This window comes from Marinomonas epiphytica (assembly GCF_054780655.1).
Genome location: NZ_BAAGVX010000002.1, coordinates 1 through 16,977 on the forward strand (window position 1 = coordinate 1; position 16,977 = coordinate 16,977).

The 16,977-nt window shown below is 40.3% G+C and carries 12 protein-coding genes; 9 read left to right on the forward strand and 3 right to left on the reverse strand.

The annotated features are described in order from the left end of the window. The 7 genes from ACYVGZ_RS00440 to ACYVGZ_RS00470 all read left to right on the forward strand — a co-directional run. Positions 1-1,510: tandem-95 repeat protein (locus tag ACYVGZ_RS00440; RefSeq protein ID WP_460749635.1), on the forward strand; the 1,510-nt coding region annotated here is incomplete at its 5' end. A gap of 23 nt (positions 1,511-1,533) precedes the next feature. Beyond that, a complete protein-coding gene (locus ACYVGZ_RS00445) occupies positions 1,534-3,036 on the forward strand; it encodes a TolC family protein (protein ID WP_460749638.1) in 1,503 nt (500 codons plus the stop codon). Position 3,037: 1 nt separating this feature from the next. Then, on the forward strand, positions 3,038-3,865 hold the full coding sequence (locus tag ACYVGZ_RS00450; RefSeq protein ID WP_460749641.1) for an efflux RND transporter periplasmic adaptor subunit: 828 nt from the start codon (positions 3,038-3,040) through the stop codon (positions 3,863-3,865). Next, positions 3,862-5,211: an efflux RND transporter periplasmic adaptor subunit gene (locus tag ACYVGZ_RS00455; protein ID WP_460749644.1), complete on the forward strand. Its 1,350-nt coding sequence runs from the start codon at positions 3,862-3,864 to the stop codon at positions 5,209-5,211. Before ACYVGZ_RS00450 ends, ACYVGZ_RS00455 begins: the two co-directional genes overlap by 4 nt. Further along, positions 5,212-7,326: a site-2 protease family protein gene (locus ACYVGZ_RS00460; protein ID WP_460749647.1), complete on the forward strand. Its 2,115-nt coding sequence runs from the start codon at positions 5,212-5,214 to the stop codon at positions 7,324-7,326. It abuts the gene before it with no gap. Positions 7,327-7,353: 27 nt separating this feature from the next. Beyond that, a complete protein-coding gene (locus tag ACYVGZ_RS00465; protein ID WP_460749649.1) occupies positions 7,354-8,343 on the forward strand; it encodes a Bug family tripartite tricarboxylate transporter substrate binding protein in 990 nt (329 codons plus the stop codon). Positions 8,344-8,660: 317 nt separating this feature from the next. Next, positions 8,661-10,052: an L-cystine transporter gene (locus tag ACYVGZ_RS00470; RefSeq protein ID WP_460749652.1), complete on the forward strand. Its 1,392-nt coding sequence runs from the start codon at positions 8,661-8,663 to the stop codon at positions 10,050-10,052. 53 nt (positions 10,053-10,105) lie between these two features. On the opposite strand, the gene ACYVGZ_RS00475 is transcribed toward ACYVGZ_RS00470, so the two are convergent. The 3 genes from ACYVGZ_RS00475 to ACYVGZ_RS00485 all read right to left on the reverse strand — a co-directional run bounded on the left by ACYVGZ_RS00475 (position 10,106) and on the right by ACYVGZ_RS00485 (position 15,494). Continuing rightward, positions 10,106-12,247, reverse strand: coding sequence for a methyl-accepting chemotaxis protein (locus tag ACYVGZ_RS00475; protein ID WP_460749656.1), 2,142 nt, complete (start codon positions 12,245-12,247; stop codon positions 10,106-10,108). Positions 12,248-12,560: 313 nt separating this feature from the next. Further along, complete coding sequence (locus tag ACYVGZ_RS00480; RefSeq protein WP_460749659.1) at positions 12,561-14,150, reverse strand: sensor domain-containing diguanylate cyclase; 1,590 nt, start codon at positions 14,148-14,150, stop codon at positions 12,561-12,563. Positions 14,151-14,333: 183 nt separating this feature from the next. Beyond that, a complete protein-coding gene (locus ACYVGZ_RS00485) occupies positions 14,334-15,494 on the reverse strand; it encodes an iron-containing alcohol dehydrogenase (protein WP_460749662.1) in 1,161 nt (386 codons plus the stop codon). Between the two features lie 179 nt (positions 15,495-15,673). Between ACYVGZ_RS00485 and ACYVGZ_RS00490 the strand changes: the two genes are divergently transcribed. Both ACYVGZ_RS00490 and ACYVGZ_RS00495 read left to right on the forward strand, forming a co-directional pair. Then, positions 15,674-16,558 carry an AraC family transcriptional regulator gene (locus tag ACYVGZ_RS00490; protein WP_460749665.1) on the forward strand — a complete coding sequence of 295 codons (885 nt, stop codon included), beginning with the start codon at positions 15,674-15,676 and terminating at the stop codon, positions 16,556-16,558. Positions 16,559-16,684: 126 nt separating this feature from the next. After that, a complete protein-coding gene (locus ACYVGZ_RS00495; protein WP_460749668.1) occupies positions 16,685-16,930 on the forward strand; it encodes a hypothetical protein in 246 nt (81 codons plus the stop codon). Positions 16,931-16,977 lie beyond the last annotated feature (47 nt).

Genomic DNA, 16,977 nt, shown 5'->3' on the forward strand with positions numbered 1-16,977 from the left:
AACGGTCTCTAATCCTGTGTTGGACTCGGGTCAAGGTAGTGTGCAGGTTAGTGATAATAAAATTGTCTATACGCCAGCCTTAAATTTTAATGGTGAAGCGCAAATCAGCTACACCATATCAGATGGCAATGGTGGTAGTGATACGGCCACAGTGAGGGTAACTGTGTCGCCTGTTAACGATTCTCCAGTTGCTAGTGATAGTAGTGCAGATGCACGTTCAGGTATTAGCACTGTTCTGGATGTGTTATCGAACGCAAGTGATATTGAGGATAACACCTTGATGGTTTCCAACCCAAGTTTGGTTTCCGGTTCTGGCAGTGTATCAATCGAAAATAATAAGTTGGTTTTCACTCCTGATTCTAGTTTTATTGGCAACGCGGTAATAGATTATCAAGTTGTTGATTCTGAAGGAGGAAGTGATACAGGCTCAATTACGGTGACAGTAACTGAAAATCATACTCCCGTGGCCAATGATGTCTCTGTTAGTAGTAATGAGGACACCACAGTTGTTATTAATGTATTAGAACAGGCGTCTGATGCGAATGGAGACAGTTTATCGGTTTCTGAGGCAGCACTTGTGTCCGGGCAAGGCTCAGTTAGCATTGAGAATGGTAATATCATCTTTACCCCTGCGGAAAATTATAATGGTTCTGTACAAATTACCTATATGGTAGTTGATCAATATGGAGCTAGTGATAGTGCTACCGTCTCTCTAGATGTTGAGCCTGTGAATGATCAACCAGAAGTTGGGTCAAGTACTGGTTCAGCAACTGCCGGTAACAGTGTAACCATAGATGTATTAGCAGCTGCAGATGATGCGGAAGGGGATGAACTAACATTAAGTAACCCCATTTTGATCTCTGGTGAAGGCGAGGTTAGTGTTTCGGATAATAAAATAGTTTATGAACCGGATGAAAACTTCAGTGGCCAAGCTGTTATTCAATATACGGTAACTGATTCAAATGGTGCAAGTACAACCGCCACCATCACAATTAATGTCACTGGTAATGCACCGACACTTCTAAATGATCAGTCTGTAAACCTAAACTTCATAGAACAGGTTCTTAATCGTACAGATAATTTTAGCTATCAAGCAATTGATTATGACCCAGTTTTGCTGGATGCGGTTAATAGTATTTCGCTACTGCCTACTCAAGCAGATGTATCAGCAAATCAACCAAATCTTAATGTTATTAACAATTTTTCTGTTTTTGAAGCAGCAGATCAACTCGATACCTTAGCGGACATTGATACGGGCAACAACTTTGATTTAAGTGAACCCCTTAATCTAGAAGACAACCCTAATATTGAAAATGACACTAATGAGCAAGAAGAGTTTACAGATCCAGAGTCTTTGCAAAGCCCCGCTAATGAAGAAAGTGAGCTGGTGAATATTCAGGGTCAAGAATATCTTCAGAGAACCAACAACTCAGGCTTTTCTAATGAACTAGAAATAATTTCAAATCAACAACTTGAAGAGCTAAAAGCATTGCGAGATATGTTGGCATAATTTAACGATTGGAGTAGTACCATATGGTAGTTATGTGCAAGAAAACGGTTTTAGCTGGCATGCTTTTAGGGCTTGCAGGTTGTGCACCTAAAGTTGTACAGCTAGATATGAATAAGCTATCTGTTCAAGCTCATAGGGAGCTGCTGGCAAGTATTAGTACAAATGAACCAATTGTTGAACCTATTTCTCTCTATGAGGCGATGGCTAGAGCGCTTAAATATAATCTTGATGCGCAGATAGAAATCAAAGATGAAGAGTTTCGAAGAAGACAAAACCTTGTCATTAATACCGGCATGTGGCCAAGTTTGCTAGCAACTTTTGGGATTCAATCTAGGGATAGTGTTGCTGCTTCAAGTAGCCGATCTATTGTAACGGGGCGTGAGTCGTTAGAGCCATCAACGTCATCAGAGCGCTCTTATAGTACTGCAGATTTAACGGCTAGCTGGGACCTCCTTGATTTTGGCGTTGCTTATGCAGAAAGCCAACAAGGTGTGACGGAAGAAAGTATTGCTAGGGAAAGGCGCCGTAAGGTAGTTAATAGGATTATTGAAAATGTCAGGACAGCCTACTGGCGTGCTGTAAGCGCTGAACGGACGTTTAGCAAACTATTAGAGTTGGAGAGCCTAGCGCAACAGGCCTTAATGCAAACAAGGGCTTTAGAGGAGGGAAGAAGAACCCCAATCCTCTTTGCTCTGGAGTATCAAAGAGACTTGTTGCGTATTCAAAAAAATGTACAAAAATTACAAAGAGAATTGATATTAGCTAAACACCAGTTAGCAACTCTCATTAATCTACCTCCTAACTCAGACTTTGAATTGGCAATACCAAAGCGAACTGACATCGTTCCTGTGTTACCTGGTTCAGCGCGCCAAATGGTGCGCTATGCATTGTATTACCGTCCTGAACTTAGAGAAGTTTTCTTCCAGCAGCAAATTGAAGAGTACAAAGCTGATATCGCTTTGTATGAAAGCTTGCCGGGCTTTAACGTTTTGTTCGGTGCTAATTACAGTTCAAATGACTTTCTATCAAATAGCCAATGGTTGAGTTTGAGCACCAATGTGAGCTGGAATTTAATGTCATTGTTTCGATACCCCTTAAAAATGGATGCACTAGAAGCGGAATCGGAAGTGATTTTAGCGCGTCGTCAAGCGATTACCATGGCAATTATTACTCAGGTGCATGTGGCCCGTGCAAGATTCATTCGTTTATCACAAGAGCTCAGTACGATTCGCAAGAGTCATCAGGTGCAAACGCGTATCTTGGCTTTAACGGAAGCTGGGCACAACGCCAATCAAATTAGCCAACGTGAGCTAGTAATGGAGAAGATGAACGAAATTCTTGATGAAATTAGCTACGACGCAGCTTATGCAGATTTACAAAATGCTTATGCGGGTTTATATGCCTCAATGGGGATTGCAAATTTTGATATTGAAATTGGTGACGATCAAGATTTATACGATTTGGCCGAGCAACTGCGCTTAAGATGGACCCAGTATTCACTTGTGTTGCCAGAGTTAGGGGGTTGATATGAGGAAACAGCTTTTAAGCAGCATTATTTTTTTCATTATCTCATCAAGCGGTTTTGCCGAAATGCCCACACAATTAAAAGAAAAGTATGGGTTGCTTTCTGCCACGCAAGATAAAGTGAAAAACTCGGTAAGCAAAAAAAGTCAGTTATCTGCGAGAGGGGTAATTCAGGCTCAGTTTCAGGCAACCCTAGCATCGGGCTTAGAAGCACAAATTAGCCAATTTAAGTTCCGACAAGGAATGAAATTTAATGAAGGCGAAACGTTGGTGAAATTTGACTGCCGTAAGCCAGAAGCAGAGATTAGGAAGATTCAAACAGGAATCAAGATTCACGAGCAAAAAGTAGCCATGAACGAAGAGATGGCCAAATTTGATTCCATTAGCGACTATGAGCTGAAACTTTCAAGAATTGAACTAAGTCAAGCTAAAGCAGAGCAGGATGCCAAGCAAATCGAGCTTGAAGCTTGCCAAATCAAAGCGCCATATGAAGGCCGTGTAGTAGAAACGTTCGTAAATCAATATGAGGTTGTTGGCAAGAATGAGCCGCTGCTAAGCATAGTAAATACCAGCGTGTTAGAGGCCGTAATTATTATTCCATCACAATGGTTAGTTTGGCTACAGAGAGGAACAACTATCTATTTTTTCATAGACGAACTTAAACAAAGTTTAAAGGCAGAAGTTAGTTATATTTCTCCAGTTGTTGACCCTGTCAGCAAAACCGTGAATATCACGGCTGAATTTGAAAATGGGTCCATAGCCGAATTAAATATTTTACCAGGAATGAGTGGAACGGCGAGGTTTACGTCTAAACAGGAGGCTTCGCTATGACGATTAGAGAGCTTAACAGTAGTCAGCCTTCTAAACCTAACAAATTAGATATCGCAACACCTGCTTTGAAACTATTGCAGTTCGAAGCAGATGTACGTCATTGTAATACTACGAAAGAGCTCATATTTGATTTAGCAAATCATTTAAATACTATTTTGCCCTATGAAAAGGCCTTTATTTTTGCAGAAGGGCAAGGTTCCAAAAGAGAAGTCGTTGCTGCGAGCGCTGCCTCCTACATTGAAAAAAGCAGCCCTCTTATTAAAGAACTTAATCTGTGGGCAAAACAGTATGAACACCTTCTTGTTGCGTCCAGTATCAAAGTAAAAGATATCCTTAGTACTACGGAGTTACCTTATAGTGAAGCGTATTGGTTGCCCATAAAAGGAGAGTCAGAAGAAGCGCAGTATTACTTATTGTTGTTTGCAAGTAAGGGGTATACGGACAATCAAAAAGCATTACTTCAACGTTTAGCATTTACTTATCAGCATGCTTTTCGTGCTGTTCAAGCTAACCCCATGTCTTCTTTACCTTGGTGGAAGCAGTATTGGGTAAAACTTATTGTGTTGGTAAGTTTTATTATCATCGCTTCTCACTCAATGCCCATAAACGTTTTAGCTCCAGTAGAAGTTGTGGCGAATAAGCCTTTCATTGTAACGGCGCCTTTTAATGGGGTGGTGAAAGAAGTGGTTGCCCTCCCGAATAGTGAGGTGACAAGTGGAGACATAGTTGTAGAGTTTGAAGATCTCGAACTCAGAAACGAATTTCTTTTAAGTCAACGAAAACTTGCAGTCGCTAAAGCGAAATATGACAAAGCTCAAGCGGCATCTTTTGTGCAAATAAGTGGTACTGAAAGCGTTGCGGTGAGTCGTGCAGAGTTAAATCTTGCGCTAATAGAAAGTGAGTATGCACGTGAAAAACTCGCAAAGTCGGTCATTCGAACACCCCAATCGGGAGTTGTCATATATAACGATAAAGAAGAGTGGCAGGGTAAAGCGGTTCAAGTAGGAGAGCGCTTAATGCAGGTTGCCGATACAGGTGATGTTCGTTATAGAATTTCAGTTCCTACAGGCCAGATGATGGAATTTAATCATAATGCGGACATCATGATATATCTTGATAACTCGCCCTTAGGAGGTCATACAGCTCGCCTAGAAAGCATAGGTTATCAAGCAGTAGTCACTCCAGAGGGAGTGGCAAGCTATATTTTGACGGCAATGCCTAGTGAAAATCAGTTAGCAGCCATTGGGACAAGAGGTACAGCAAGAATTTATGGTGAAGAAGCCCCGCTCATTTGGCACTTAATTAGACGACCAGTAAATAGCGTTAGACAATGGCTGGGGGTCTAAATGTTACAAGATTCTTTGGCATTACCTCCATTAAGAGAAGAACTTGAAATTGAAGAGATGATTGACGCGCAAACAGCTCAGAAAAGTTGGCGCTTATACGATCCATTGCATCATAGGTTATACATTCTGGATGAGTCAGATATCACCCTGCTGACACTATGGAAAATAGGTACAGTTGGGCGCTTAAAATTTACTTTAAAGAAGATGAATATCTTATTTAATGAGCAACAACTAGAAGAGTTGCTACACTTTTTCAAAGTCAACGAATTGATCAAGGTTAAAGAGAAAAAAGATTATATAGAGTTGAAAAAAAACTATTTAAGCTCTGATTCTTTCTCTTTATACCAATTTATCGGAAGAATAAGGAGCACTAGAATTCCTTTATTCTTTGTTGAGCCACTTCTTAATACCATAGAACCAATTTTTAAATTCTTTAATAGCAGAGTCGTCATAGCAATATGGTGTTTTATAACTTCGTTTGGATTGTATTTTTCGCTACGTCAATGGGATGAGTTTATTCATACCGCTTCGAGTTTTTATTCGATGGCTGGTGTTATCAGCTTTGCCATGACACTGATCGTATTAAAGCTTTTTCACGAGTTGGGGCATGCTTACTTTGCCCGCCATTTCGGATGTAGAGTAGGGCGCATTGGTGTGGCCACTTTTTTTATGATGCCCCTCCTGTATACAGAAATGGATGATGTGACTCGTTTAAAATCAAAGTATCAAAAAATGATGGTGTCTTTGGGGGGCGTGTTTGTCGAGCTTTTGTTCGCAGGGGTTGCCACATTTGTATGGGCTATTTCGGACGATGGTGCTATTCGAAATATAGCATTCTTAGTGGCAACAACATGTTGGGTTACGAGTATTTTCTTAAATTTAAACCCTTTTGCCAAATACGATGGCTACTATGTGCTTAGTGATTACTTAGGGATAAATAACTTACAAGCTAAAGCGATGAGCTGGACTAGTTGGGCAGTAGATAACGTTATTCTAGGAAAAGCAGAAGCCCCCGAGCAGGCTAATAAAAAGAAAGTTTTCTTGTTGGTCGGACTAGGGCTAGGAACTTGGGTGTATCAAGTCATTATTCTGTGTGCAGTGAGCTACTTTTTTTATCACTACTTCTATCCCATATTTGGTTTATTGTGGTTGTTAATCATGATGGGGACTTTTTTCGTTTTTCCGATCCTTAAGAATATGTTGCGTTTATGGTCAAAGCGCCAGGAGGCTTCTATGGTCAGAAGAGTCATTCTTATTAGTATAGTTGGCCTGTTGTTACTCATATTATTTCTTCCGATGAGCCGTAACATAGATATGGTTGGATTAAATAGACACAAGCAACTAGAGACAATATATGCTCCAGCAGAGAGTAAAATTTCTGAATGGTTGGTACCTGTAAATAGTAAGGTAAAAGCGGGCCAACTCATTGCTAAATTTTATTGTCCTGAACTGATGGCTGAATTGGCTTCTATTAATGTCCTATTAGGGTTATCAGAAAGTCAGCTTAATAGTGTTGCGGGCGACCCGGAACAACGAGCATTAAGTCAGGTACTCATTCAAGAGTTTCATGAGCTGCAGGTTCAAAAGGTTGCTTTAGAAAAACAAATTAAGCAGCTTGAGTGGCGAGCTCACTTTGATGGTCGTCTTGTTGATGCGGTACAGCAAATTGATCAGCATCAGTGGGTGTCACCGATGCAGTCATTAGGGCGGATAATTTCAACCGAAGAAAGCCATGGTATAGCCTACCTTCGAGAAGAAGACCTTACTCGGCTTGACCTTACTCAAACGGCCAAATTTTACCCCATCGACCCTTCTTGGCCTGTTGCCACCGCCAAAATTACAGAGCTCTCATCAGCCACGCTTAAAACCGTTTCTCCTGTTGAATTAAGCAGTTTATACGGTGGTGCTATTGAAACGTTAAAAGACAGTAAAGGAGAACTTATTCCTAAGCAGGCATATCGAGCAGTTTATTTCAAAATAGATCAAACGTTAGATGCAAATCAACTTCCGATTCAGTTGCACGGAAAGTTAGTGATTAAAGCCGAGCCGATGAGCTTAGCTGAGCAAGTTTGGAATAACATTTGGCAATTATTATTAAGTGAATTACGACGCTAAAGCGAAATAATTTTAAGAGAGGTTAATATGAACAGGCGAACCTTCTTACAAGCAAGTGGTGCATTACTCGCTCAACCTTTTGTGCCAAGTTTTGCTGATCAGATATCTGAGTCGAGTAAACAGATTTATTACGGTTACAGCAATACGGGCTTAGGATCTGTATTGGGTCATACAGCTAAAGATTTATTGAAAGAGCTATACCCCAAAATGGATTATACATTTATTCATGAACCTAAAGACAACACCATTAGGGCAAGCCAAATAGTAAAGCAAGCACCTGCAAACGGTGATACGTTACTGCAAGTAAATGGCACAATCATGTCTTTGTTCAGCTGCTTGTATCGTAACCTTCCATATAATCCCATTATGGATTTTATTCCAGTAGCATTTTTGGGTGAGTATACCTATATGTTTGTTGTGGGTCCTAAGGTTAGTCGCAAAGTGAAAACCATAGATGAATACCTCGATTGGGTGTATGAACACCCTGAGTACCGAGACTTTGGCACTGTCCTTTATGGATCTGAATCTCATCTAGCAGGCTTGACGTTTGCTAATGAGAAAAAAATAGCATTAAGAGCTCAAGCCTACGGAGGAACCTCTTTAATGGTGGAAGATTTGCTAGATGGTGTACTGGGTGCGGGTATCATTGCGACAGGAAATGCGGGGGGAGCGATACTTTCTGGTAATCTTAGAGTATTAGCTGTTTGTTCAGCAGAGCGACACCAACCATTGCCTAACATACCTTGCTTTACAGAGCTTGGAGTTAATAACATGGATTTTCGAGGCTGGTATGGTTGGGTTGCACCTAGCAATATGGATCTTGACGTATTGCTAAAACTTCATCGAATAGTCGATTCATTGCAAGAGCACCCTAAATTTAAGAATATGCAGAGAAAGTTTGATCTTAATGCGATTCATATGTCACCAATGGATATACGAAGACGTATCATTTCTGATACTGAACACTGTGAAGAACTATATAAAAAGTTTCAATTGTCTCAGATTGATTATATTTAACCGCATTATTTTAAATGAGCTCTTTGACTAGTTAATAGATAAAAGCCTTATTGTGGTCTTGCTTCATACTTCTGTGTTTCTAGCTATCTCAATTCCATTGAACTGAACGCTTAAATTAAGTTAAATCATTATAACTCAATGGTTTAACTATATTTCTACTTGTTATTTTAAAAAGTCCTATTTGCTTCTTTGCTCTGCATTTCAATCTTAACTGAAGCGTCAAGAATTTGTTATTATGGCGCCGATTTAATCGACCTAGCTCGTTTGAAGGATTAGGGTGACCTAACGTCGATCATTTAATTTGTTAAGGTGAAAATATGTTGTATCCCGCTTTGAATATTGCGGTTTTTGTTGTGCTTCTAGTGCTGTTGTTTCGACAGCAAAAAGGGCAAAAATCCCTCTCTGTACGTGTTTTTACGGGGTTGGGTATGGGCGTCTTGTTCGGTGCATTTTTGCAGTGGGTATATGGGGTTGGTAGTGGTGAAATTGCTGACACATTAGAGTATGTGAATATTGTTGGATCTGGCTACGTTAGCTTGTTGAAAATGATTGTCATGCCATTAATTTTAGTTTCGATCATTGGAGCGATAATAAAGGTAAAAGACACGGGCTCCCTTGGCAAAATGTCTGGTTCCATTATTGGGATTTTGCTTGCGACAACAGCGGTGTCTGCGTTGATTGGTGTCTTTGTTAGTAATCTGTTTGGTTTATCGGCTGACGGTATTGTGCAAGGTGCTCGCGAGATGGCAAGAGGGGAGTTACTTGAGACTCGCCTTGATGGGCTGGCCACAACCTCTTTTGCAGATATGGTACGTTCATTTTTCCCAGGTAACCCTTTTGCTGATTTAGCAGGTAGTCGTCCAACCTCGACCATTGCGGTAGTAATTTTTGCTGCATTTGTTGGTATTGCTGGTGTGACAGTTGCGAAAACACAGCCTGAACTTGGAGCGAGTTTTGAGCGATTTGTTGATGTTGCTCAGGCGATTGTTCGAACCTTAGTTAGAATGGTTCTAAGTCTTACGCCATATGGCATCTTAGCGTTAATGACCAAGGTGGTTGCGGGCTCAAATATGGCAGATATTTTAACACTGCTTAATTTCGTCGTTGCGTCCTATGTGGGGCTTGCTTTGATTCTGGTTATGCACTTATGCTTGCTTGCCTTCAATGGTATTTCACCATTTAAATACTTGAAGAAAGTATTGCCAGTCTTGTTATTTGCTTTTACGTCTAGGTCTAGTGCGGGCACGATTCCATTGAATATTGAGACTCAAGTTAAAAGTTTAGGTAATGGCGAGGGAGAAGCGAACTTTTCGGCATCTTTTGGTGCGACTATGGGACAAAACGGTTGTGCAGGGCTTTATCCAGCTATGTTAGCAGTAATGATTGCCCCTACAATTGGCATAAACCCATTAGATCCAAGCTTTATTCTTACCTTAATTGCCATTGTGACTATCAGTTCTTTTGGTATTGCCGGAATAGGGGGAGGAGCGACTTTCGCTGCTCTAATAGTATTGTCAGCATTAGATATGCCAGTAGCTCTAGCAGGGTTGCTCATCTCCATTGAGCCATTGATTGATATGGGGCGAACTGCGATCAACGTTAACGGCGCAATGACCTCTGGAACGATAACGTCCAAGTGGCTTAACCATACTGATCAAAAGCAATTCGAGAACGATCAGGATATGAGTGCGGAGCTAAAGGTAAGCTAGTTTAATTTTTATGTTGCCCCCAGTAAGGTGTTTAACTTACTGGGGGCATAAAGCTAGTTTTTGCTAACCTGAAACTCTCCTATTAAAGAGTTTAGTTTTAGAGCAGATAGCCCCATTCTAGCTGACCTGTTCTGTAAAGCATTGATAGAGCGTTTCATTTGCTCTGTAGCCGCCCCCATTTCCTGAACGGTACTCGAGTTTTCATCGTTGCTATTGTTTAACAATTGCATTGCATTAAAAATGGTATCAACAAGATCATACAAGGCAACATCACCATTATTTGTTTGTTCGTTTGCTTGTAAGTTCTTGTCGACATTTTCGGCGCCTGTCTCCATAAAGCTAACAGCATTACGAGTTTCTTCTTGGATGTTCTCTAACATGTTTTGTATTTGTTCTGCTGCGGAAGCGGTTTTTGAAGCAAGACTTCGCACTTCGTCAGCAACCACAGAGAAACCGCGGCCGTGTTCACCAGCTCGCGCAGCTTCAATTGCGGCGTTAAGGGCCAATAAGTTTGTTTGGTTGGTTATATCAGTAATTGTGGTTATGATACCTGCAATTTCGTTCGTTTTTTGGTCAAGTGACTTTACGGAATCGGCTGAGGATCGGACTACATCGCGAATCTCTTGAGTCCCTTTTTTGGCTTCAATTAAACGCTCTTGGCTTTCAGCAACCACTTGATCCATTGTTTGTTTCAGACTTTGAGCCGTTTGAGAAACCGTCTCTATTTCAGTGACCTGTTGTTTGAATACGTTCAGCATGCTTTCAACAGAAGTGTCTAGATATTGAGATGCTTGCAGAGCTTCATCATTGGTGGTCGACATGAAGTCGTTCGAGCGTTTGACATTATTACTGGCTGAAATAACTTGACCTATAGTGTTATCTAGGTTGTCGATAAAGCTGTTCATCCAGCGCCCCATATCCCCTGTTTCGTCGTTGCTCAGGTCACCATCTAGGCGTTGCCTTAGATTTCCTTCTCCTTCTGCAATGGTTTGAATGACCTCTGTCATTTGTGCCATATTCCGACTAATTTTTTTCGTCGCTAAACGGTTATATAAAAGTCCAGTTATTGCTAAGCCTGCTAGTGTAATAATTGAAATGCTTGTATTCGATAAATCTGTCATGCCATGAAGTGTTGCATTACCTCCTAGGGGGATTATTGAGGCAAGTGTGAAGCCCTTCATAAGCTTCAAATTGATTGAGCGGCGGCGATATACTTCTTCTAAATCACCTTCACACATCATGCCCCAGCGGTCTGGTGAGCCTTTAAGTTGAAACGTAACTCCCTTGCCAATAACTGGGATGTGTCGGTAGTCTGAGTAGCCTGGGTAGGTCACAAAAAGGTTCTGACCATTTTTAATGGTTTCGCGAACGCCAGGGTGTAGCTCTTTCGTAGCTGGGTCGGTAAAGCGAATTTCAAATTCGGTATGCTTATTAACTTTTACCGTGCCCCAGTTGGTGCTGACGCCGGTTTTGAGGTTTTCGCCATGACTAAAGGTGTCGTCTTCAAAACGTGATCGTGATAGCGCTGTACCGGGAAGAATTGAGTGGTCAAAATTAGAGTTCACCATAAACAAATAGTTATCACCAGACTCTTTGTATATGTGACCAGCCTCACGCTGAATAATGTCTCCTAAAACATCATTGGGAACGCGGGCACAGATAGCCCCAACACTTTGACCATTCTGCACTATTGGCAAATAAAACATGAGTGTAACAGCATCATGAAATTTTGAGCTAGAAGCCCCAATTCTAAGCGTATTCTGATCTATGTAGGGGCCATGTAAAAAGCTATCTTTCAGGCCTGATTGAACTGCTGTTTTATCAAGATCTGAGCTTCCTATGCGCTGTTTGTCGGTAGAGTTTATAACTTTGCCGCTATTATCAATAACAAAGTACTCGCTAACATCTTTTACGATATCTCTGCGCTCGATAAGTGCATGAGAAGGAATGTTTGGAAATTGAAAGCCGATATTATCCAGTAAAACGTCTAATTGTGACCACTGGTTATTGACCCAATTTTCAAGCAACTTAACTCTTGTGTTAGCTATGCCCTCGAAAGTTTTTTCGACATTGTGATAGGTTTCTTTATTTAGATAACATGACCAAAATAGTGATATTTTGTTGTTGCTACCAAACCAAGGAAGCCACTTTTTTTCGGCATTAGATAAAGACATTAAATTGCTTTTTAAATTCATTTCTCAGCATTTCTCCGTAAATAGTGAAGTAATCTATGGAATAACAAGAGGGTTGATATTTTTTAGCAATATATTTGCCAATTTGATTTTGAAAAAATAATAGAGGCGAATGCTCTGAGCTAGAGAAGTCGGATGGTGCTAATCACTATTAATGAAGAAGGTGGTGGTGTAATCTTTTGTTGTAAAAAAGTGTTTTTATGTAAGCAAAAACTGTAGTACTGCTTATCTATGATGTGTCCGAACTAAAATGGTGCAAATGTTCTTTTATGCACTATTTTGGTTTGTTTGTTTTATTTTTATGGGGCGTTTGTAACTAATTTGCTGGTTGGCAACGGTTGCGTCCCAAATGTTTGGCTTCATATAGTGCTTTGTCGGCTTTTTTGAGGAGTGCGTCGGGGGTGTTCAAATCTCCTTTAATATTGCCATCTGTACATGCGACACCGACAGAAACCGTAATATGATTCACCGTTTCAAAATACTCACTTTCTATGCTTTCTCTAAGTCGCTCAGCAATTTGCATCGCATCTTCGAGATTGGCATCTTTAATAACCAATATGAATTCTTCACCCCCAGTCCTGGCAACAAGGTCATAGGTTCTTGAAAAGCGATTCATGATAGAAACCAGTTTTTTTAGAACCTGATCTCCTACATCGTGTCCGTAGGTATCATTTACAGATTTGAAGTGGTCTATGTCTAAACAAAGTGCAGAATAACGTGTGTTTTCGTTATGGAAGGCATCTAAAACATATTGAAGTGCGCGACGGTTTTTGGCACCAGTTAATGGATCTGTATCCGCATCAAGCTTAAGTTTACCTATTTCCGTTTGAAAGTCTTTTACTTTAAAAGTAATGGCCTTTTTCAGTTCAGAACTTTCACTGTACCATGAGTTAATATCTTCTATGTCTCTGTCTACTTCTCTTTCATCGACTTCTTTCTCATCAAAGCGTTTAACCTGACGAGCAAGCAACTGTAAGGGTTTAGCGATTGCCCGAGCAAAAAGCCAGATAAAAACAAAAACAGTCATAGCAAGAGGAAAAGTTTTCAGTATAACTTTTTCCATAATATTTGATAAAGGTGCAAGCGCGGTTTCGACTGGGCTTTGGGTAATGACAATCCAACCGGTACTGGGTACTTCCGCAAAGCCCGCTAACATTTCTGCACCATCATTGCGATGTAAAATGGTACCACCTTGTTTTTTAAGAACTTGGTTAATGTCTTCTATGTCGTCAACAGATGTACCAATAATGTCATTATTCGGATGAAATAAGACTTGTCTTGACTTGTCGATGACATACACATATGACCCGTTTTGATAGTAATGAGAGGCTAAAATATCACTCATAATATTAGCTTCTTTAAGATAAATGGTGCCACCAACAAAGCCCATGTATCGAAAGTTCTCATTGAATATAGGTGCCGTTATAGAAACTAAGAGATTTTTAAGGGGAGATACAAAAGGTTCACTGATATGAGGGCTTTTTTTCGCAATCGCTTCTAGGCTGCTCTTCGAGGTTAGCCTTCTTCCTTTAAGTGCTAATGCTTCTGGGGAAATTGATAGGACGAGTCCTTCTGCATCACTGACTACCACAGAGTTGAAGCTCTCATTTTGTTCTCTTAGGCGATCTGTTTCAGCTTGTATCTTATTTTCATTATCAAAGCTCTTTCCGAGTTGTATCGCGGAATACTCTAATTGCTGCTTTGCCGCGATGATGAATACTTCGGTAGTATCTGCGAGCTTTCTTGCGTATGAGCGGTTTATTTCAATATTCTGATTGATGAGTTGCTCTTTCTGCACCTCATAGACGGAGTAGAAGCTATTAACGAATGTGATTACGGTCGCACTGAGTGCCAGTAGCAAAATTAGGTGGTTTAACTTTAAAAATTTAGTTCTAAAGGTTTCCAAGGGGGCCGTCCAGTGCAGTTTGTGGTTAGGTTTAACAATATTATTGTACGTGCAAAAGAGGTGGTTTTGTAGTATTAAAATGTAAGGATTGTGTGTAGTAGATAGCAAAATAGCATTATAAAACATGAATATAAAAAGCTACTAATAACTCTTAACCAATTATTAGTAGCTTAATAAAAGTACTTATTTTGTGGCGGTCAGGATTCTACGCACAACATCTAGCGTTAAATCACCTGTTTCAGATAAAGCTGTAAGTCCCATTTTTTCCATTTGGTTAATAATGCGGTCAATGCCAGCATCATCGATACCATAATGAGTAAGATTAGTTTCAATGCCTAGGGAGTTAAAGAAAGCTTCGGTCTTATCGATTGCTTGGTCAATCTTACTGTCATCGCTGCCTTCCCGAATGTCCCAAACTCGCTCGGCGAATTGGAGAAGTTTTTCACGTTTATGGCTTTTTCGTTCTCTCATAAGGTTCGGTAAAATGATGGCAAGAGTTCGTCCATGAGCAATTCCATATTGCGCAGTCATTTCGTGACCAATCATGTGAGTTGACCAATCTTGCGGTACGCCAACGCCTAAAATGCCATTAAGGGCATTAGTGGCTGACCAAATAAAGTTCTTGCGAGCCTCCATGTCGCCGTTATTGGCTAATGTCACAGGACCATCTTCAATTAAGGTTTTCAGTACGCCTTCGCTAAAACGATCTTGGATTTTTGCATTGGTTTTCTGTGTTAAATATTGCTCAATAACATGAACGAAAGCGTCAGCAACGCCATTGGCAATTTGCTCTTTTGGTAGAGTCTTTGTTAATAGGGGATCTAGAAGTGAAAATTTAGGGAAAACCAAAGGAGACATGAAAGGATATTTTTGATCCTTGTAAGTAATAACACCACCCATGTTCATTTCTGAACCTGTTGCAGGAAGGGTCGCAACGCAACCTAGCGGTACCGCTTGTGTTGCGGGGACTGGAGAGAAGCCGTTGAACAATATGTTTTGATGTTCATTTGACTCTTGCTTGGCGGCAAGAGCAATAAATTTGGTGCCGTCCATGACTGAACCACCGCCAATCGCTAACAAGAAATCTACGCCTTCAGCCTTAACGATGTCAACTGCTTTAACTAATGTATTGAATTGTGGGTTTGCCTCAATACCACCAAATTCAATGATGTTGCGGTTTTTTAAGGCACCGCGAGCTTTGTCTATCGTCCCGTACTTTTTAGCACTAGCGCCACCAAAAGTAATCATGACCTTAGCGTTTTCGGGTATTAGTTTGTCTAGCTCTTCAAAGCGATCTTCGCCAAATACAATATGAGTAGGATTGTAAAAATCAAAGTTATTCATTTTCTGCCCTCAATGAATCTGTTTAGTGTGCTGTGCACTATAGTTCTAAAATCTAATCATTTATATACATAAAAAACCATAAAGCATGCCTAATCGTTCTTAACTTCACGTTATAGAATAAACTGTCGAAACTTTTAAAAAAGCAGTTTAAAATCGGAATCGGTTTAAATGGGGGGGATATGAAAGCTAAAATTGAGCAGTTAACTAGGCAGATTAATCAGCTAGCAAGTAAGGAAGGTTTTACTGATTTGCCGATTAAAGGGGCGGGGGTGTTTAAGTCTTCTACATTGCAAGAAAAGAAGCATGCTTTTTATGAGCCTCTGATTTGTATGATGGGGCAAGGAGCAAAACGATGCCATGTGGGGGACAACTCATTTACTTATCAGTGCGGGGATTTTTTTATTAATTTTTTGCCCATGCCCGTTTCTACGGAAGTTGTGGAGGCGCAACAAAATAGGCCTATGCTGTCTGCCTCACTTGCGATTGATTTAGTTCGGCTTGCCGATATGGTGTTGAAAATTGAGCGCTTTGAAGGGCCCTCAAAGCCAATAACTTGTGAAAAGTCCTCTAGTTTGGTAATTGGCCAGGCTGAAGATAAGCTCATTGATCTCTTTGCTAAATTGTTGGAGTTAAGTGAAACACCAATGGATGCGAAAATCCTTGGTGATCAGGTGGTTGATGAAATTTATTACCGTATTCTAACCAGTTCTCATGGGTATGCGTTACGAACTCTTCTAAACCAATATGGGGGGATACAGCCAATCTCGAAGGTGGTGAGTTACATTCATGAGAATATTGATAAAAGTATTGCCAGTCAGGAGCTTGCTGAGATAGCTAACATGAGTAAAACCAGTTTTTATAGCTCCTTTAAACAAATTATGCATGTTCCTCCAAATCAATACATTAAATCGAGTAAATTGCAGAAGGCGCAAGTTCTATTGATGCAGGGCGTCTCAGCAACAGAAGCTTGTTATCAGGTTGGTTATAATAGTTTTTCTCAGTTTAGTCGTGAGTATAAGCGCTTTTTTGGATTCTCGCCGTCCTATACAAAGCAGGCATCTTAAAGATAAATAGAGTAATTAAATTACAAATCGTCCAAATTACAAAAATGTAACTCTATCTAGGTTTATATTTTAGAGTATGCTGTGCTTTAATCTTGGGATTCTATTAATCATATAAAAGGTAGTTTGATGTTAAAGAAAGCTTTTTTAACTGGTATTTGTGTTGTATCTATGTCTGTTGGGTCATCCGCTCTGTTGGCTTTCGAGGATTATTGTACCCCTAAATTAGAAAGTCATATCCAGACTTTGCAAAAAACGGTGGATTCTAAGTACATGCCTAGTAGTCAAAAGAAAACAGCTCAGGCTATTTTGGATAAAGTAAATGCGAGTCGCAATGAGAAGGGTGACTGTGTTTTAGTTGACGAACTGTTTTAGAGAAAGAGGAAAGCTGGGCGATATATCCATCGCCCAGTTTTTCTATG

Coding starts and splice junctions, on each gene's coding strand:
- ACYVGZ_RS00445 (WP_460749638.1), top strand. CDS start 1,534: ATGGTAGTTATGTGCAAGAAAACGGTTTTAGCTGGCATGCTTTTAGGG.
- ACYVGZ_RS00450 (WP_460749641.1), top strand. CDS start 3,038: ATGAGGAAACAGCTTTTAAGCAGCATTATTTTTTTCATTATCTCATCA.
- ACYVGZ_RS00455 (WP_460749644.1), top strand. CDS start 3,862: ATGACGATTAGAGAGCTTAACAGTAGTCAGCCTTCTAAACCTAACAAA.
- ACYVGZ_RS00460 (WP_460749647.1), top strand. CDS start 5,212: ATGTTACAAGATTCTTTGGCATTACCTCCATTAAGAGAAGAACTTGAA.
- ACYVGZ_RS00465 (WP_460749649.1), top strand. CDS start 7,354: ATGAACAGGCGAACCTTCTTACAAGCAAGTGGTGCATTACTCGCTCAA.
- ACYVGZ_RS00470 (WP_460749652.1), top strand. CDS start 8,661: ATGTTGTATCCCGCTTTGAATATTGCGGTTTTTGTTGTGCTTCTAGTG.
- ACYVGZ_RS00475 (WP_460749656.1), bottom strand. CDS start 12,247: ATGAATTTAAAAAGCAATTTAATGTCTTTATCTAATGCCGAAAAAAAG.
- ACYVGZ_RS00485 (WP_460749662.1), bottom strand. CDS start 15,494: ATGAATAACTTTGATTTTTACAATCCTACTCATATTGTATTTGGCGAA.
- ACYVGZ_RS00490 (WP_460749665.1), top strand. CDS start 15,674: ATGAAAGCTAAAATTGAGCAGTTAACTAGGCAGATTAATCAGCTAGCA.
- ACYVGZ_RS00495 (WP_460749668.1), top strand. CDS start 16,685: ATGTTAAAGAAAGCTTTTTTAACTGGTATTTGTGTTGTATCTATGTCT.